Source organism: Streptomyces sp. NRRL S-31, assembly GCF_000718775.1.
Classification (GTDB): domain Bacteria; phylum Actinomycetota; class Actinomycetes; order Streptomycetales; family Streptomycetaceae; genus Streptomyces.
Genome location: NZ_JOCB01000103.1, coordinates 1 through 17,915 on the forward strand (window position 1 = coordinate 1; position 17,915 = coordinate 17,915).

At 72.4% G+C, this 17,915-nt stretch carries 14 protein-coding genes, 2 tRNA genes and 2 pseudogenes; 12 read left to right on the plus strand and 6 right to left on the minus strand.

Annotated features, from left to right (window positions below; translation table 11 throughout):
• The 5 genes and pseudogenes from IF37_RS0131495 to IF37_RS0131515 form a co-directional block, all read left to right on the plus strand.
• Window positions 1-202: pseudogene (locus IF37_RS0131495) on the plus strand (DNA polymerase III subunit gamma/tau); the annotation flags it as partial.
• A 68-nt stretch (window positions 203-270) separates the two neighbouring features.
• Window positions 271-1,539, plus strand: coding sequence for a phosphoribosylamine--glycine ligase (gene purD / locus IF37_RS0131500; RefSeq protein WP_030750356.1), 1,269 nt, complete (start codon window positions 271-273; stop codon window positions 1,537-1,539).
• Between the two features lie 318 nt (window positions 1,540-1,857).
• Window positions 1,858-3,678: a membrane protein gene (locus IF37_RS0131505; protein WP_030750359.1), complete on the plus strand. Its 1,821-nt coding sequence runs from the start codon at window positions 1,858-1,860 to the stop codon at window positions 3,676-3,678.
• A gap of 253 nt (window positions 3,679-3,931) precedes the next feature.
• Complete coding sequence (locus IF37_RS0131510; RefSeq protein ID WP_030750360.1) at window positions 3,932-5,431, plus strand: N,N-dimethylformamidase beta subunit family domain-containing protein; 1,500 nt, start codon at window positions 3,932-3,934, stop codon at window positions 5,429-5,431.
• 73 nt (window positions 5,432-5,504) lie between these two features.
• Window positions 5,505-6,404 carry a phosphoribosylaminoimidazolesuccinocarboxamide synthase gene (locus tag IF37_RS0131515; protein ID WP_030750363.1) on the plus strand — a complete coding sequence of 300 codons (900 nt, stop codon included), beginning with the start codon at window positions 5,505-5,507 and terminating at the stop codon, window positions 6,402-6,404.
• A gap of 202 nt (window positions 6,405-6,606) precedes the next feature.
• On the opposite strand, the pseudogene IF37_RS39925 reads toward IF37_RS0131515, so the two are convergent.
• From IF37_RS39925 to IF37_RS0131535, 4 genes and pseudogenes are all read right to left on the minus strand, one after another.
• A pseudogene (locus IF37_RS39925) lies at window positions 6,607-7,046 on the minus strand (response regulator); the annotation flags it as partial.
• A gap of 402 nt (window positions 7,047-7,448) precedes the next feature.
• Window positions 7,449-7,521 (minus strand) — tRNA-Gly (locus IF37_RS0131525).
• Window positions 7,522-7,601: 80 nt separating this feature from the next.
• Window positions 7,602-7,673 (minus strand) — tRNA-Gly (locus tag IF37_RS0131530).
• Between the two features lie 167 nt (window positions 7,674-7,840).
• Window positions 7,841-8,158, minus strand: a complete 318-nt coding sequence (locus IF37_RS0131535) for an Lsr2 family protein (RefSeq protein ID WP_030750366.1) — start codon at window positions 8,156-8,158, stop codon at window positions 7,841-7,843.
• A gap of 311 nt (window positions 8,159-8,469) precedes the next feature.
• On the opposite strand from IF37_RS0131535, the gene purS reads away from it, so the two are divergent.
• The 7 genes from purS (at window position 8,470) to purM (ending at window position 16,184) form a co-directional block, all read left to right on the plus strand.
• Window positions 8,470-8,733 carry a phosphoribosylformylglycinamidine synthase subunit PurS gene (purS, locus tag IF37_RS0131540; protein WP_014673609.1) on the plus strand — a complete coding sequence of 88 codons (264 nt, stop codon included), beginning with the start codon at window positions 8,470-8,472 and terminating at the stop codon, window positions 8,731-8,733.
• Window positions 8,730-9,410 carry a phosphoribosylformylglycinamidine synthase subunit PurQ gene (gene purQ, locus IF37_RS0131545; protein WP_030750369.1) on the plus strand — a complete coding sequence of 227 codons (681 nt, stop codon included), beginning with the start codon at window positions 8,730-8,732 and terminating at the stop codon, window positions 9,408-9,410. Before purS ends, purQ begins: the two co-directional genes overlap by 4 nt.
• Window positions 9,407-11,665 (plus strand): phosphoribosylformylglycinamidine synthase subunit PurL, encoded by a 2,259-nt coding sequence (purL, locus tag IF37_RS39930; RefSeq protein ID WP_037857477.1) that lies wholly within the window; start codon window positions 9,407-9,409, stop codon window positions 11,663-11,665. The genes purQ and purL overlap by 4 nt, the downstream gene beginning before the upstream one ends.
• Before the next feature lie 403 nt (window positions 11,666-12,068).
• Window positions 12,069-12,866 (plus strand): maleylpyruvate isomerase family mycothiol-dependent enzyme, encoded by a 798-nt coding sequence (locus IF37_RS0131555; RefSeq protein ID WP_030750373.1) that lies wholly within the window; start codon window positions 12,069-12,071, stop codon window positions 12,864-12,866.
• A gap of 119 nt (window positions 12,867-12,985) precedes the next feature.
• Window positions 12,986-13,351 (plus strand): META domain-containing protein, encoded by a 366-nt coding sequence (locus tag IF37_RS0131560; RefSeq protein WP_253915905.1) that lies wholly within the window; start codon window positions 12,986-12,988, stop codon window positions 13,349-13,351.
• A gap of 201 nt (window positions 13,352-13,552) precedes the next feature.
• Window positions 13,553-15,082, plus strand: coding sequence for an amidophosphoribosyltransferase (purF, locus tag IF37_RS0131570; RefSeq protein WP_030750393.1), 1,530 nt, complete (start codon window positions 13,553-13,555; stop codon window positions 15,080-15,082).
• Between the two features lie 34 nt (window positions 15,083-15,116).
• Window positions 15,117-16,184, plus strand: a complete 1,068-nt coding sequence (purM, locus tag IF37_RS0131575) for a phosphoribosylformylglycinamidine cyclo-ligase (protein ID WP_030750396.1) — start codon at window positions 15,117-15,119, stop codon at window positions 16,182-16,184.
• Between the two features lie 82 nt (window positions 16,185-16,266).
• Here the strand turns inward: purM and IF37_RS0131580 are convergent, their stop codons facing one another.
• Complete coding sequence (locus tag IF37_RS0131580; protein ID WP_030750399.1) at window positions 16,267-16,518, minus strand: DUF3073 domain-containing protein; 252 nt, start codon at window positions 16,516-16,518, stop codon at window positions 16,267-16,269.
• Between the two features lie 289 nt (window positions 16,519-16,807).
• Window positions 16,808-17,914, minus strand: coding sequence for a Glu/Leu/Phe/Val dehydrogenase dimerization domain-containing protein (locus tag IF37_RS0131585; protein ID WP_030750402.1), 1,107 nt, complete (start codon window positions 17,912-17,914; stop codon window positions 16,808-16,810).
• Window position 17,915: the final 1 nt, after the last annotated feature.

The following is a 17,915-nucleotide window of genomic DNA, read 5'->3' on the forward strand; positions in this document are numbered from 1 at the left end:
CGCCGCGCCCCGGCACAGCGCTCCGGCCGCGCCCGCCGCCGCGTCCCGCCCGGCCGTCGCGTCCGAGCCCCCGCCCGTCGCTCCCGAGGACGACATCCCCGAGGACGACGACCCGGATTTGGACGAGTCGGCCCTCTCCGGCCACGAGCTGATCGTGCGGGAGCTGGGGGCGACCGTCGTGGAGGAACTGTCCAACGAGTGACGGGTTCGGAGGAAAGCACGACAATCCCGGGCCCCGGCCTTCGGCAACCTTGCCATTAGGCTGACCCCGTGAAGGTCCTCGTCATCGGCAGCGGCGCCCGCGAACACGCCCTGTGCCGCTCCCTGTCCCTCGATCCCGACGTCACCGCGCTGTACTGCGCCCCCGGCAACGCCGGCATCGCGGAGGTCGCCGAGCTGCACCCCGTCGACGCGCTCGACGGCGCCGCGGTGACCGAGCTGGCCAACCGCCTCGGTGCCGGGCTGGTCGTCGTCGGCCCGGAGGCCCCGCTGGTCGCCGGTGTGGCCGACGCCGTCCGCGCCGCCGGCATCCCGGTGTTCGGCCCGTCCGGCGAGGCCGCGCGGCTGGAGGGGTCCAAGGCCTTCGCCAAGGACGTCATGGCGGCGGCCGGGGTGCCGACCGCCCGCTCCTACGTCTGCACCACCCCCGAGGAGGTCGCCCGGGCCCTCGACGCCTTCGGCGCCCCCTACGTGGTCAAGGACGACGGCCTCGCCGCCGGCAAGGGCGTCGTCGTCACCTCGGACCTGGAGGCGGCCAAGGAGCACGCGGCGGCCTGCGAGCGGGTCGTCATCGAGGAGTTCCTGGACGGCCCCGAGGTCTCCCTGTTCGCCGTCACCGACGGCGAGACCGTCGTCCCGCTCCAGCCCGCCCAGGACTTCAAGCGCGCGCTCGACGGCGACGAGGGCCCGAACACCGGCGGCATGGGGGCGTACTCGCCGCTGCCGTGGGCCGACCCGAAGCTGGTCGACGAGGTGCTCGGGACCGTGCTCCAGCCGACGGTGGACGAGATGCGCCGCCGGGGCACGCCCTTCTCCGGGCTGCTCTACGCCGGTCTCGCGATCACCTCGCGCGGGGTGCGGGTCATCGAGTTCAACGCCCGCTTCGGCGACCCGGAGACCCAGGTCGTGCTGGCCCGGCTGGTGACCCCGCTGGCCGGTGTCCTGCTGGCCGCCGCCACCGGGAACCTCGCCGACCTGCCGCCGCTGCGCTGGAGCGAGGAGGCGGCCGTCACCGTCGTCGTCGCCTCCCACAACTACCCGGGCAGCCCGCGCACCGGCGACCCGATCACCGGCCTGGACGCGGTGGCCGCCGAGGACGCCCCGCACGCGTACGTGCTGCACGCCGGCACCCGGCGGGACGGCGACGCCGTGGTCAGCGCGGGCGGCCGGGTGCTGTCCGTCACGGCCACCGGCAAGGACCTGACCGAGGCGCGCGAGCGGGCGTACCGGGCGGTGGACCGGATCGGTCTGGACGGTTCGCAGCACCGCACCGACATCGCGGCCGAGGCGGCCGCGGCGGCTGTGCCGACACAGCCGTAGCGCGGCGTAGCGCGGCGTGGCGCGGTGCGGCGCCGCAGGTCGGCGCGGTGGCCGCGGAACCCTCGCACCCCATCGGGCCCCGGATGAGAATCCGGGGCCTGATCTTTGCTTTCCGTCACCCAGCTCTGACCAAAGCCATTCCATCGAGTGAGCGATCGCCTTTCCGGCTGACGGGGGCGCGGGCCCCAACTAGGGTGCCGCGCAAGCGTTCCGGCACTTGGCCCACCGGCATTGCGATGTCACGGGCGGGTGCCACAGTGGGGGAGTGAGCAACACCAGGGCAGCACGCGATCGGCAGGCAGGGGGCGAGGTCGGCACGTGAGTGGAATCGGTGTGGAGGCGGGCGCACAGGCGGCGCGCTCCCGGGCCCTCGCCGTGCTGCGGGTCCGGGGCCGGGCGCTGGCCGTGGCCCTGCTGCCCGCGGGCGCCGCGGTGATCCTGCTGACCGGCGCCACCACCGGCCATCTCGTCGGCCGGGACTGGGACGCCGCCCGCTGGGCGGTGGGCGTGCTCGCGGTGCTGGTGCTGCTGGCCGCGGCCGGCGTCGCCGCGGTGGTGGCCCGGGCCCGGCCCGCCACGACCCCCACCGTGCCGGTCCCGGAGGAGTCCGCCCCGGACCTGTACCGGATGGTGCGCGACCTCGCCGACCGCCTGGACGTGCCGGTGCCGTCGGCCATAGCGCTCACCCCGGACTGCGACAGCTGGCTGGAGGACCGGGCGCACTGCGCCCACGGCCCGCCGCGGCCGGCACCGGACGAGGCGGCGGGCCCGGGCCGCCGCAGGCCCCCCGTCGCACCGGTCCTCGTCATCGGCTCCCCGTTCCTGTGGTGGATGCGCGTCGGCGAGCTGCGCGCGGTCCTCGCCCCGGTCATCGCGGGGACGGGCCCCTCGGCGCACCCGGACATAGCCGCCGCCCGCCGTTTCGTGCGCGGGCTGGACGCGGCCGTCGCCGTCGCCTCGGCGCCGGGCCGCTGCCCGCTGACCCGCGGGCTGTGCGCGGCCCTCGGCTGGGTGGCCCGGCTGCTGCTGCGCGGCTGCCGGGAGCACGCCACCCTGATGGAACGCGGGGTCGCGGTGGCGGCGGCCGAGCGCGCCCAGGCCGTCGACTACGGCCTGCGGATCGTCGCCCAGGAGCAGGTGGGGCTGGCGTACGCCGGCTGGGACCGGCTGCTGACCAGGGTCGCGCTGCCCGCCTGGCGCATGGGCCGCTGGCCGTCCCGGCTGGACGCCGGCGTGGTCGCGGCGCTCACCGAGCTCTCCCGCCGCGACCGGCTCGCCGAGGGCTTCACCTCGCGGCTGGGCGAGCGGCCTGCCTGCGATCTGCTGGAGGAGCCCGGCGCGGTGGACGAGGCGACCTCGCTGCTCGCCGCCCACCTCTTCCACGGCGGTCCCGCGGAACCGCGCCCCGACTGGGCGCCGGTGGACTGGCAGGCGTATCCGGAGGAGGTCGTGGACCGCACCTGGCGCTCCGACGCGGCCCGTCTGCACCGCGTCCTGGACTCCCTGGGCGTCCGCCCCTCCCGCGCCCCCGGAGCCCCCGACCCCGACGGTCCCACCCTCTCCCGGCTCCTGGACCACCTCACCGAGCGGCCCCGGAACGGCCCGCGAGCCGACCGCGGGAACCCGCCGCGGCAGCCGTCCGGCCCGCCGGACACCGAGCCCGGCACTGAGCCCGGCACCGAGCCCGGTACCGATGCCGACACGGAACCCGGCACCGAACGCAGTGCCGCGCTGGCCGCCGGCCTCAGCGCGGAGCTGGCCCGCGAGGAAGCCCGCGCCCAGAGCGCCCGGCAGTCCCCGTCCGCCGCGCAGGGCACCGCCGGCCGGCCCGACGGCCCGATACGGGGCACCTCCTGCGACTGCGTGCCGCCGCCCTTCCCGCCGCAGCCCCACCGCACCGCCCGCGAACTGCTCGCCGACCACGTCACGGCGATGGTGTGCTGCGCGGCCGTCGACACCGCCGGCGCGGTGCCCGCCCTGGACTGGCTGGACGGCCCGTCCCTGCTGCTGGGCGGAGAGCGGGCCGCCGACCTGACGCCCAGGGTCCTCAGCCTGATCGAGGAGGGGGACCCGGGCCCGCTGCGCGACTGGCTGGCCGCCTCCGGCATACGGCCCGAGAAGCCCGTACGTCTCGTCTGACGCCGCCGGGGCCCCGTCCGGCACCGCGCTAACGGAAAGACCTTTTCCACTTCAGGTCAATTCGCAACGAATAGTGACCAGACCCGTGCGTCATGTGATGTGCTGGACCGACCACGCCGTTGGCAAACCCACGCGACATACGACAGCACGGCCGGGCACACGGCGCGCAGCGCGTCCATCGCGCACCGCAGGCCACATCCAGAACAGCGAGCACCACCGAGCCGGCACGGGGGGATGAGGGAGGGGAGCGGCCATGGTCTCGGACCACATTCGCCGCTGGGAGTCCGGAGCACTCGCGCACGCCGTCACGGACCCCTTCGGTCAGGGCCCGGTGCCCTGGCTGCGCGGCAGCGAGACCTATTTCGACGACACCGGTCACGTCGTGCCGTGGTACGTCGACCCGGCCCCGCCGCGGCTCTCCGCCGACGGGAAGCGGTGCGTCCCGGCGCCCCGCGCGTCCGGCTCGGAGCCGCGCTCGGCCGACGACGTGCACCGCCAGATCAAGGGCTTCACCTCCACCGGCGCGGTCACGCCCGGGGAGGCGATCGACTTCCACATCACGGTCGACCCGCCGCAGGAGTTCGGCGTCGACATCTACCGCATCGGCCACTACGGCGGCGACGGCGCCGCGAAGATCACCACCAGCCCCCGGCTCTCCGGCATCGTCCAGCCCCCGCCGCTGACCGCCGACCGCACGGTCTCCTGCCACCACTGGTGGCTGTCCTGGCGCCTCCAGGTGCCCGCCTACTGGAGCATCGGCGCCTACGTGGCCGTCCTCACCACCGCCGACGGCTACCGCTCCCACGTGCCCTTCACGGTCCGCGACGACCACCCCGCCGACCTGCTCCTGCTGCTGCCCGACATCACCTGGCAGGCGTACAACCTCTACCCGGAGGACGGCCACACCGGCGCCAGCCTGTACCACGCCTGGGACGAGAAGGGCCGGCTGCTCGGCGAGGCGGACGCGGCCACCACGGTCTCCTTCGACCGGCCCTACGCCGGCGCGGGCCTGCCCCTGCACGTCGGCCACGCCTACGACTTCATCCGCTGGGCCGAGCGCTACGGCTACGACCTCGCCTACGCCGACGCCCGCGACCTGCACGCCGGCCGGGTGGACCCCACCCGCTACCGGGGCCTGGTCTTCCCCGGCCACGACGAGTACTGGTCGGTGCCGATGCGGCGGGCCGTCGAGGACGCCCGCGACCGCGGCACCTCGCTGGTCTTCCTCTCCGCCAACACCATGTACTGGCAGGTGGAGCTGGGCCCGTCCCCGTCCGGCGTCCCGGACCGGCTGCTGACCTGCCGCAAGCGCAGGGGCCCGGGCCGGCCGGTGCTCTGGCGGGAGGTCGACCGGCCCGAGCAGCAGCTGGTCGGCATCCAGTACGCGGGCCGGGTGCCCGAGCCGCACCCGCTGATCGTCCGCAACGGCGGCCACTGGCTGTGGGAGGCGACCGGCGCGCACGAGGGCGACGAGATCGACGGCCTGGTCGCCGGCGAGGCGGACCGCTACTTCCCGCGCACCCCGCTGCCCGAGCACGACGAGCGCATCCTGCTCGCCCACTCCCCCTACACCGACAACGACGGCGTCCTGCGCCACCAGGAGACGTCCCTCTACCGCGCCCCCTCCGGCGCCTGGGTGTTCGCCTCCGGCACCTTCGCCTGGTCCCCGTCCCTGGACCGGCCCGGCCATGTGGACCCCCGCATCCAGCGCGCCACGGCGAACCTGCTCGACCGCATCTGCAAACGCGACTGACCACCCTGACCGCACCCCGACCGCCCGCATACGGGAGAATCGAGGCACTTGGACAGAACCACGGGGAGGAACCGTGTCCGGATTCGTAGAAAAGCCCGAGCCGATCGAGGTTCCGGGCCTGGTGCACCTGCACACCGGAAAGGTGCGCGAGCTGTACCAGAACGAGGCGGGCGACCTCGTGATGGTCGCCAGCGACCGCATGTCCGCCTACGACTGGGTGCTGCCCACGGAGATCCCCGACAAGGGCCGGGTGCTCACCCAGCTCTCCCTGTGGTGGTTCGACCAGCTGCGCGACCTCGCCCCGAACCACGTCATCGGCACCGAGGTGCCCGAGGGCGCCCCGGCCGACTGGGCGGGCCGCACCCTGGTCTGCAAGTCGCTGAGGATGGTCCCGGTGGAGTGCGTGGCCCGCGGCTATCTCACCGGCTCGGGCCTGGCCGAGTACGAAGAGTCCCGTACGGTCTGCGGTCTCGCCCTGCCCGAGGGCCTCGTCGACGGCTCCGAGCTGCCCGCCCCGATCTTCACCCCGGCCACCAAGGCCGCCGTCGGCGAGCACGACGAGAACGTCTCCTACGAGGAGGTGGCCCGCCAGGTCGGCGCGGAGACCGCCGCCCAGCTGCGCCAGGCCACGCTCGCGGTGTACTCCCGCGCCCGGGACATCGCCCGGGACCGGGGGATCATCCTGGCCGACACCAAGTTCGAGTTCGGCTTCGACGGCGACTCCCTCGTCCTCGCCGACGAGGTCCTCACCCCGGACTCGTCCCGCTTCTGGCCGGCCGACCAGTGGCAGCCGGGCCGCGCCCAGCCGTCGTACGACAAGCAGTTCGTGCGCGACTGGCTGACCTCGCCGGAGTCCGGCTGGGACCGCAGGAGCGAGCAGCCGCCGCCGGCACTGCCGGAGCGGGTCGTGGCGGCGACCCGGCAGAAGTACGTGGAAGCCTACGAACGGCTCACAGGAGCCAGCTGGAGCTAGGGGGTTTCGTTTGGATCAGCCCGGGTCCGCGACGCCCGGCACGGCACTCCCCCAGCCTTCGGCCGGGGGGACCCCCGCGCCGCGTTGTCGGACCACCCGAGTACGCCCAGTACGCGGGTGATCCTCCGCCTTGCGATGCACCGCACCGGACGCCGCGGCCTGATCCGACCTGATCCCGCGTTGCGCCGTGGCGCGAGAGCAACTATACCCAACCTCGGTCGCGTGCGAGACGCACTGCCGCATGACGGTTCTCGGCACCCGGTTCGGTGGCGGCCGAGGAGAGGTGGTTCCGCACGGTCCCCGGCGACAGCGCGGCCCGCTCGGCGATCTCCGTGACCGGTGTGCCGCCGACGGCCGGCTCCGGCATCTCGGCCTCCCGCGCGGTCGGCGGGGAGTCCCCGGCGGAGATCGCGTCGGCGGCCAACTCCGGGTCGGTATATGGCTTTCCGGCGTGCACGGTACGGATGATCCCGGCGAGCCGCCGGGCGTTGAGGGTCTTCGGGACGAACCCGCGCACACCGGCCGCGAGCGCCCGCTTCAGATGCCCGGCCGCCCGTGCCCGGTGACGATCAGCACCCGGCAGCCGGGCGGTTCCGCCCGCAGGGATGTGGTGACTGTCACACCGTCGGCGTCCGGCGGCCGGTCCAGGGCCGGCCGCACGCTGAGCGGCAGGGCGAGCGGCGCGACGAGCGCGGTGAACACGACCCCGCGGTCGTGGCCGAGGAGGGCGGGTTCGGCGCGGGCCGGCGCGCGCAGCCGCCGCAGCGAGGCGGCCGGGGGGTGAGGGCCGGGCGAAGATCTCCGCGCGGGCCACGGAGAAGGTGATTCCGCGTACGGCCTCGAACCCGCCCCCGCAGACACGCCTGAGGCCGGTGGCCTCGATCACGTCTCGTGTCCGGCTGTGTCCATGACCCCGGCGTCCCGGCGTCCCGGCGGCGCGGTCCCGCGGGCAGTGCGCGATGTCATCGTCCGGCATGACAAATGTCTGGGCCGGTCCCGGAAAACGAGAAGGCCCCGGTCCAGTGGACCGGGGCCTTCTCCCCGAGCGGACGACGAGGCTCGAACTCGCGACCTCAACCTTGGCAAGGTTGCGCTCTACCAACTGAGCTACGTCCGCACTGCTCCCGATCGGCTCCCACCGATCGGTGCGAGCACCAGCCTACCCGATCCACAGGAGTGGTCGTGCCGGCGGTGCAGAGCGGGTGACAGGAATCGCACACTGCGCCTTCCTCCTGGAAGGAGGATGTTCTGCTACTGAACTACACCCGCATGGCCTTCGGGATTCGGCCTGTCGGCCTCGCCCCTCGGCGTGTCCCAGACATTAGCTGATCAGCGGGGGGGTAGCGCAAGTCGGCTCCGCCCCGCGCCCCGTATGCCCCAAGTGCGCGGTCCTCAGGGCCTGCTGACGGACCCTGAGGACTCGGTTCTCCCGGGGCTCACTGCGCGGCGCTGAACGCCTCGTAGACCTTCTTCGGGATGCGTCCGCGGGCCGGGACGTCCATCTTGTTGGCCTGGGCCCAGGCGCGGACGGCCGCCGGGTCGGGGGCGACCTCCGTCTGCCGGAACGCCTTGCCGGACCGCGACCGCTTGCGGCCGGCCTCGACGTAGGGCGCGAGCGCTTCGCGCAGTTTCCCGGCGTTGGTTTCGTTCAGGTCGATCTCGTACGACTTGCCGTCGAGTCCGAAGGCGATCGTTTCCGCCGCTTCCGAGCCGTCGATGTCGTCAAAGAGAGTGACCACGACCTTTTGCGCCACGAATATTCGGTCCCTTCGTGCGGCACGTCGTTACAGCTCAACGCCGACGACATGCCGAGTATCGGCTATTGCCAATTCATTTGTACAGTGCCCGGCAAAGGAAAGTGAAGCCCGACTAAATCCGTCCGCGTGTCCGGGCGCAATAGGCGGGCCGGACGGACTGTGGAACTTTCCCAGAACTTTTCGCGGGCGTACGGCTTCGACACCCGATCGTGACGCTCCTCACGTACTTTCCTCCAACTCTACTCGCGTAGAAATTTTGTGCGGGTAGTCTGAAGGAACCTGCTCAGCACCACACACCGGGAGTGCCAGTGGCACGCGTCGTAGTCGACGTCATGCTCAAGCCGGAGATCCTCGACCCCCAGGGCCAGGCGGTCCAGCGTGCGCTGCCGCGCCTGGGATTCGAAGGGATCTCGGACGTACGTCAGGGAAAGCGTTTCGAACTGGAAGTTGACGGGCCGGTCGACGAGGCCGCGCTCGCCCGCATCCGCGATCTTGCGGAATCCTTCCTCGCCAACACCGTGATCGAGGACTTCACGGTCCGCGTCGACGAAGTCGCGGAGGCGGCCAAGTGACCGCTCGTATTGGCGTCGTCACTTTCCCGGGCAGCCTGGACGACCGGGACACCCAGCGTGCGATCCGGGTCGCGGGCGCCGAACCGGTCGCCCTGTGGCACAAGGACAAGGACCTCAAGCAGGTCGACGCGGTCGTCCTGTGCGGTGGTTTCTCCTACGGCGACTATCTGCGGGCCGGCGCCATCGCCCGCTTCTCGCCGGTGATGGAGCCCCTGGTCGAGCAGGCGAAGGCCGGCCTGCCGGTGCTCGGCATCTGCAACGGCTTCCAGATCCTCACCGAGGCCCACCTCCTCCCGGGCGCGATGCTCGGCAACGACCACCTCCACTTCATCTGCCGCGACCAGAAGCTGCGGGTGGAGAACGCGGAGACCTCCTGGACCGGCGACTACCGCGCCGGTCAGGAGATCCACATCCCGCTGAAGAACATGGACGGCCGGTACGTCGCCGACGCGTACACGCTCGACGAGCTGGAGGCGGAGGGCCGCGTCGCCTTCCGGTACCTGGACCACAACCCGAACGGCTCGCTGCGGGACATCGCCGGCATCACCAACGAGGCCGGCAACGTCGTCGGCCTGATGCCGCACCCCGAGCACGCCGTCGAGCCGCTGATCGGTACGGGCCGTACCGACGGGCTGCCGTTCTTCACCTCGATCCTCAAGAAGCTGGTCAACGCATGAGCCGGACGCCTCTGGACACGGTCGAGCACGCGGCCGCGACCCCCGACGTCGAGCTGCCCTGGGCCGAACTCGGTCTGAAGAAGGACGAGTACGAGCGGGTGGTGGAGATCCTCGGCCGCCGCCCGACCGGTGCCGAGCTCGCCATGTACTCGGTCATGTGGTCCGAGCACTGCTCGTACAAGTCCTCCAAGGTCCACCTGCGCCAGTTCGGCGAGAAGGCGCCCGAGTCGGACGCGCTGCTCGTCGGCATCGGCGAGAACGCCGGCGTGGTGGACGTCGGCCAGGGCTACGCCGTCACCTTCAAGGTCGAGTCGCACAACCACCCGTCGTACGTCGAGCCCTACCAGGGCGCGGCCACGGGTGTCGGCGGCATCGTCCGCGACATCATCGCGATGGGCGCCCGCCCGGTGGCGGTCGTGGACCCGCTGCGCTTCGGCGCGGCCGACCACCCCGACACCAAGCGCGTGCTGCCGGGCGTGGTCGCGGGCATCGGCGGCTACGGCAACTGCCTGGGCCTGCCCAACATCGGCGGCGAGGTCGTCTTCGACGCCTGCTACCAGGGCAACCCGCTGGTCAACGCCGGTGCCATCGGCGTGATGCGGCACGAGGACATCCACCTCGCGAAGGCCTCCGGCACGGGCAACAAGGTCATCCTGTACGGCGCCCGGACCGGCGGCGACGGCATCGGCGGCGCCTCCATCCTGGCCTCCGAGACCTTCGACGACGCCAAGCCGTCCAAGCGCCCCGCCGTCCAGGTCGGCGACCCCTTCCAGGAGAAGCTGCTCATCGAGTGCACCCTGGAGGCGTTCCGGGAGAAGCTGGTCGTCGGCATCCAGGACCTGGGCGCGGCCGGTCTGTCGTGCGCCACCTCCGAGCTGGCCTCCAACGGCTCCGGCGGTATGCGCGTCACCCTGGACGACGTCCCGCTGCGCGACTCCACGCTCTCGCCGGAGGAGATCCTCATGAGCGAGTCGCAGGAGCGCATGTGCGCGGTCGTGGAGCCGGAGAAGGTCGACCGCTTCCTGGAGATCTGCGAGAAGTGGGACGTCATCGCCACCGTCATCGGTGAGGTCACCGACGGCGACCGGCTGGAGATCTTCTGGCACGGCGGGAAGATCGTGGACGTCGACCCGCGCACGGTGGCGCACGAGGGCCCGGTCTACGAGCGCCCGTACGCCCGCCCCGACTGGCAGGACGCCCTCCAGGCGGACGACGCGGGCAAGCTGCCCCGCCCGGAGACCTCCGGGGAACTGCGCGAGCAGGTCCTGAAGCTGGTGGCCTCGCCGAACCAGGCGTCCAAGAAGTGGATCACGCAGCAGTACGACCACTTCGTGCAGGGCAACACCGTCCTCGCCCAGCCGGAGGACTCCGGCATGATCCGCGTGGACGAGGAGACCGGCCTCGGCGTCGCGATCGCGACGGACGGCAACGGCCGCTACGCCAAGCTCGACCCGTACACGGGCGCGCAGCTGGCGCTGGCCGAGGCGTACCGGAACGTCGCCACGACCGGCGCCAAGCCGCTGGCCGTCTCCGACTGCCTGAACTTCGGCTCGCCCGAGGACCCGGCGGTGATGTGGCAGTTCGCGGAGGCCGTGCGCGGTCTCGCCGACGGCTGCCGGCAACTGGGCACCCCGGTGACCGGCGGCAACGTCTCGCTCTACAACCAGACGGGCGAGGCCGCGATCCACCCGACCCCGGTGGTGGCCGTGCTCGGCGTGATCGACGACGTCGCCCGCCGCACCCCGGTCGCCTTCCAGGAGGAGGGCCAGCTGCTCTACCTCCTCGGCGACACCCGCGAGGAGTTCGGCGGCTCGGCCTGGTCCCAGGTCGTCCACGACCACCTCGGCGGCCTGCCCCCGGCCGTGGACCTGGAGCGGGAGCGCCTGCTGGCCGAGATCCTGATCTCCGCCTCCCGCGACGGCATGATCGACTCCGCGCACGACCTGTCCGACGGCGGTCTGGTCCAGGCCGTGGTGGAGTCCGCGCTGCTCGGCGGCAAGGGCGCGCGGCTGGTCGTGCCCGACGGGCTGGACGCCTTCACCTTCCTGTTCTCCGAGTCGGCCGGGCGGGCCGTCGTGGCGGTGCCGCGCTCGGAGGAGGTCCGGTTCAACGACATGTGCGGTGCGCGCGGCCTGCCGGCCACCCGCATCGGTGTCGTGGACGGCGACGCGGTCGAGGTGCAGGGCGAGTTCACGCTGCCCCTCGCCGAGCTGCGCGAGGCCCACGAGGCGACGATCCCGGCGCTGCTGGCGTAGGCGCGGAGCCGGTACGGCGCGAAGGCCCGCCCGGTGTTCCGGGCGGGCCTTCCGCACGCGGTCACCGGTCACCGCGCCGGCACGCGTCGGCCCGCGCCGGCACGCGTCGGCCCGCGCCGGCACGCGTCGGCCTGCGTCTACCCGCGTCGGCCCGCCCCGGCCTACGTTGGCCCGCCTCGGCCCGCCTCGGCCCGCCTCGGCCCGCCCCGGAGCGGCCACGGGTCCGGCGGGCGCCCCGTGCCCCCGGTCGGCTCGGCGCGGGAAGCAGGGCCGGGGGCGGGCGGCGGCCCGGGAACCCGGGACGCGCCGGACGGCGGCCGCCGCCGCCCGGCGCGCGCGGCGGCGCCGCGACCTGGCCGAAAAGGGCCTGAGGAGGCCCCCGGGCAGGCATAGGCTCGCCGCCATGCCACCGGCCAAGAAGCGTGCCCGCACCTATGACCCCGCCAAGACCCGAGCCGCGGTCCTCGCCCAGCTCGGCAACGTCCGGGAGGCCGTCCGCGGCCTCGGCCCCGAACGGCTCGCCCTGCCCACCCGGCTCGGCGAGTGGACCGTACGGGACCTGATCGCGCACATGGGCATGGCCGTCACCGCCGTGCAGCGCGCCCTGGACCGGCCGGCCCCGCCGAAGCAGGAGGTCCAGGTGGTCCAGTGGACCTTCGGCACCTCCGCGAACTCCGCCGCCATCGCCGACTTCACCCGGCAGGTCGCCGCGGACCACCCCGACCTCGACGCCTACCTCGACGACGTCGACCAGGGCCTGCGCGCCCTCCTCGCCGCGCACCCCGCCGGGCGGCTGCTGGCGACCAACGCCGGGGCCATGCCGCTGGACGACTACCTCGTCACCCGCGCCGTCGAACTCGTCGTCCACACCGACGACCTCAACGCCGCCCTGCCGGAACTCAAGGTTCCCTACGACCGGCAGGCGCTGGCCGCCGTGACCCGGCTGCTCGCCGACGCCCTCGCCGTGAAGGCGCCCGGCGGCTCCACCGAGGTGCGGGTGCCGCCGTACGCCGTCGTGCAGTGCGTGGCCGGGCCCCGGCACACCCGCGGCACCCCGCCCAACGTCGTGGAGACCGACCCGCTGACCTGGATCCGGCTCGCCACCGGCCGCCTGGCCTGGGCGGACGCACTGGCCGACGCACGGGTCAGCGCGAGCGGGGAGCGGGCGGACCTCGGCGGACTGCTGCCGCTGCTGGCATGACGGAACCGGGCCGGGGCCGGGCACGTCGAAACCGTATGAACCGGTACAAGAAGTGTCTTGCCCTGGCCGCGGCCCCGCTGGTGGTGGCCTGCGGCGCCGGGAAGGCGGACAGTGGTGCGATGACCGTTCCCGCACCGGTGACCGGGGTCGAGTGGCGGGTCGACAGCGTCACCGCCGACGGCACCACGCACTCCGCCCCCGCCTCCGCCTCCCCGCGCCTGCGCATCGACGCCGACGGCGGCGCGGCCGGCGACCTCGGCTGCAACCGGTTCAGCGCCCGGGCCACCGTGCACGGCGACCGGATCACCTTCGGCGCGCTGCGCACCACCAAGATGGCCTGCGCTCCCGACCGGATGAGTTTCGAGCGGGTGCTCGCGCGGGCGCTGGACGGCCGGACGCTCACCGGCGTCACCGGCGACGGCACCCTCACGCTCACCAGCGGTCACGGGGAGCGCGTGCACCTCAGCCGTCACGCACCCGAATGATGTGCGACACCTCACTCATCAAGGCCGGGGAATGGCCCGAGAGCGTCCCGCGCACCTGGTCCCACAGTGCACCGGCCACCCCGGAAACCGTGCTGACCTGCGCGAACGCGGAATCCACCAAGATGCTCGGCGGTGTCCGGCCGGTGGAGGCCACGTATCGCCAATTCGGACCAGTGGTCGACCTCGCCTACACTCGGAGGCGTGCCACGTGGTGACGGTCGACTCAATCACGATCTGCTTCCCGGCGAAAAGGGCCCCCAGGACGCTTGCGGCGTCTTCGGCGTCTGGGCTCCGGGTGAAGAGGTCGCAAAGCTCACGTACTTCGGGCTCTACGCCCTCCAGCACCGGGGTCAGGAATCCGCGGGAATCGCGGTCAGCAACGGCTCCCAGATCCTCGTCTTCAAGGACATGGGCCTGGTCTCCCAGGTCTTCGACGAGACTTCGCTCGGTTCGCTCCAGGGTCATATCGCGGTCGGACACGCCCGCTACTCGACCACCGGGGCCTCCGTGTGGGAAAACGCCCAGCCGACGTTCCGTGCCACCGGGCACGGCTCGATCGCGCTCGGCCACAACGGCAACCTGGTGAACACGGCGCAGCTCGCCGAGATGGTCGCCGAGTTGCCCAACGACAACAACAGCCGCTCCACCAGGGTCGCGGCCACCAACGACACCGACCTGCTGACGGCCCTGCTGGCCGCCCAGGTCGACGAGGACGGCAAGCCGCTGACCATCGAGGAGGCCGCCCACGCGGTCCTTCCGAAGGTGCGGGGCGCCTTCTCGCTCGTCTTCATGGACGAGAACACCCTCTACACCGCCCGTGACCCGCAGGGCATCCGCCCGCTGGTCCTCGGCCGGCTGGAGCGCGGCTGGGTGGTCGCCTCCGAGTCCGCGGCACTCGACATCTGCGGCGCGAGCTTCGTGCGGGAGATCGAGCCGGGCGAGTTCGTCGCCATCGACGAGAACGGCCTGCGCAGCACTCGATTCGCGGAAGCGAAGCCCAAGGGCTGTGTCTTCGAGTACGTGTACCTGGCCCGCCCGGACACCGACATCGCCGGCCGGAACGTCTACCTCTCCCGGGTGGAGATGGGCCGCCGGCTGGCCAAGGAGGCCCCGGTCGAGGCCGATCTGGTCATAGCGACCCCGGAATCCGGCACCCCGGCCGCCATCGGCTACGCGGAGGCCTCCGGCATCCCGTTCGGCAGCGGCCTGGTGAAGAACGCCTACGTCGGCCGGACCTTCATCCAGCCCTCGCAGACCATCCGCCAGCTGGGCATCCGGCTGAAGCTGAACCCGCTCAAGGAAGTCATCAAGGGCAAGCGCCTGGTCGTCGTAGACGACTCGATCGTGCGCGGCAACACCCAGCGGGCCCTGGTCCGCATGCTTCGCGAGGCGGGCGCCGCCGAGGTCCACATCCGGATCTCCTCCCCGCCCGTGAAGTGGCCCTGCTTCTTCGGCATCGACTTCGCCACCCGCGCGGAGCTGATCGCCAACGGCATGACCATCGAGGAGATCGGCACCAGCCTCGGCGCCGACTCGCTGGCCTACATCTCCATCGACGGCATGATCGACGCGACCTCGATCGCCAAGCCGAACCTCTGCCGCGCCTGCTTCGACGGCGAATACCCGATGGAGCTGCCGGATCCCGAGCTGCTCGGCAAGCAGCTGCTGGAGACCGAGCTGGCCGCCGGTCCCGCCGCCACGGCCGCGGCCGACGCGATCCGCCGCCCGTAACACCCCGCAGTACGACACGAAAGCTCTCACAGCCATGTCTGAGACAACTGGTGCCAGCTACGCAGCGGCGGGCGTCGACATCGAGGCGGGCGACCGCGCCGTCGAGCTGATGAAGGAGTGGGTGAGGAAGACCCAGCGCCCCGAGGTCCTGGGCGGCCTCGGCGGCTTCGCCGGGCTCTTCGACGCCTCCGCCCTCAAGCGCTACGAGCGCCCGCTGCTGGCCTCCGCCACGGACGGCGTCGGCACGAAGGTCGACATCGCCCGCCGCCTCGGCGTCTACGACACGATCGGCCACGACCTGGTCGCCATGGTCATGGACGACATCGTGGTGTGCGGTGCCGAGCCGCTGTTCATGACCGACTACATCTGCGTCGGCAAGGTGCACCCCGAGCGGGTCGCGGCCATCGTCAAGGGCATCGCGGAGGGCTGTGTGCTGGCCGGCTGCGCCCTGGTGGGCGGCGAGACGGCCGAGCACCCGGGCCTGCTGGGCGCGGACGACTTCGACGTCGCCGGCGCCGGTACGGGCGTGGTGGAGGCCGACCGGCTGCTGGGGGCGGATCGCATCCGCACAGGTGACACCGTGATCGCCATGGCGTCCTCCGGGCTTCACTCGAACGGGTACTCCCTGGTCCGCCACGTCCTGCTGAACACGGCGGGACTGGCCCTGGAGAGCGAGGTCGCCGAACTGGGCCGCACCCTCGGCGAGGAACTGCTGGAGCCGACCAAGATCTACTCGCTGGACTGCCTGGCGCTGACCCGTACCACCGATGTGCACGCCTACAGCCACATCACCGGCGGCGGGCTCGCGGCCAACCTGGCCCGGGTCATCCCGGACGGCCTGCACGCCGTGGTCGACCGCTCCACCTGGACCCCGGGCGCGATCTTCGACCTGGTCGGCAGGACCGGGAACGTCGAACGCCTGGAGCTGGAGAAGACCCTCAACATGGGCGTCGGCATGATGGCGATCGTCCCGGAGGAGTCCACCGAGGTGGCCCTCGCGACCCTGGCCGACCGCGGGGTCGAGGCATGGGTCGCCGGCGAGATCACCGACCGGGGCGACAAGGAGACCGGCGCCGAGCTGGTCGGCACCTACGCGGTCTGACGGCGCCGCGGGCCGGACCCAGGGGTAGCACAGAACCCGGTCGGTGGCAGTGCCACCGACCGGGCTGGTGCTGAGTACTGGGTCAAGCGCCGCGACGGTGCTGTGAGGGGCCCTCGTCCTCGTCTGCGTCGTCGTCCCCGTAGAGATCGGCGTACCGCGAGTAAAGATCGTCCTCGTCGTCCTCATCGTCCTCGAACGGCTCGCCGTTCGGCGGCTGGCTCGAAGTCGATGCGCCCAGTTCACTGGCCAGACGTGACAGGTCAGTCCCACCGCTGTTGTACTTCAGCTGGCGGGCGACCTTTGTCTGCTTGGCCTTGGCCCGGCCGCGCCCCATGGCTCGACCCCCTCGGTGACGGGGCTCGACGGCCCCAGAGTCTGACACGCGTTCATGATCGGAACGGACCCTCCGTGGAGAGGCCGGTCCGTAGGGCTTCCACGGTACCTGAGCCCGCGCCCATACGGTACGTCGCCCGCAGCACGCGCGTCTGCCCATGACCTTCGAGGCGCCCCGTCCTCGCTGGTCAGTGGCGATTTTAACCACTTATCGGGGAACGACCCGCCGGTGGAAGTGAGAGTTCTCTCCAAGTTCCCGCCGACGGGTACCGCTCATGTGTGCGAACGGGCTAGCGCGCGGCGCGTTCCGCGCGGGCGTCGGCCATCCGCTGCTCGGCGATCCGGTCGGCCGCCGCGGCCGGCGGGATGCCGTCTTCCTTCGCACGTGCGAATATGGCCAGCGTGGTGTCGAAGATCCTCGCCGCTTTCGCCTTGCACCGGTCGAAGTCGAACCCGTGCAGTTCGTCGGCCACCTGGATGACCCCGCCGGCGTTCACCACGTAGTCCGGCGCGTAGAGGATCCCGCGGTCGGCGAGGTCCTTCTCCACCCCCGGGTGGGCCAGCTGGTTGTTGGCCGCGCCGCACACCACCGCGGCGGTCAGCACCGGCACGGTGTCGTCGTTCAGCGCGCCGCCGAGGGCGCACGGGGCGTAGACGTCGAGCCCCTCGACCCGGATCAGCGCCTCGGTGTCGGCGACGGCCGTCACCCCGGCGGGGTGCTCCTGGAGGATCCGCCGGACGGCGTCCGCGCGCACGTCCGTGATCACGACCTCGGCGCCCTCGTCGAGCAGGTGCCGCACCAGGTGGTGGCCGACCTTGCCGACACCGGCCACGCCGACCTTGCGGCCGCGCAGCGAGGGGTCGCCCCACAGGTGCTGGGCCGAGGCGCGCATGCCCTGGTAGACGCTGAAGGCGGTGAGCACGGAGGAGTCGCCGGCGCCGCCGTTCTCCGGTGAGCGGCCGGTGGTCCAGCGGCACTCGCGGGCCACGACGTCCATGTCCGCGACGTACGTGCCGACGTCGCACGCGGTGACGTAGCGACCGCCGAGGGAGGCGACCATGCGCCCGTAGGCGAGGAGCAGCTCCTCGGTCTTGTCGCGCTCCGGATCGCCGATGATCACGGCCTTGCCGCCGCCGTGGTCGAGACCGGCCATGGCGTTCTTGTACGACATCCCGCGCGCCAGGTTGAGGGCGTCGGCGACGGCCTCGGCCTCGGTGGCGTACGGGTAGAAGCGCGTGCCGCCGAGGGCGGGGCCCAGGGCGGTGGAGTGGATGGCGATCACGGCCTTGAGGCCGCTGGCGTGATCCTGGCAGAGCACGACCTGCTCATGGCCGCCCTGGTCCGAGTGGAACAGGGTGTGCAGGACATCAGCAGGCGCGCCGGTTACGTCGGTCACT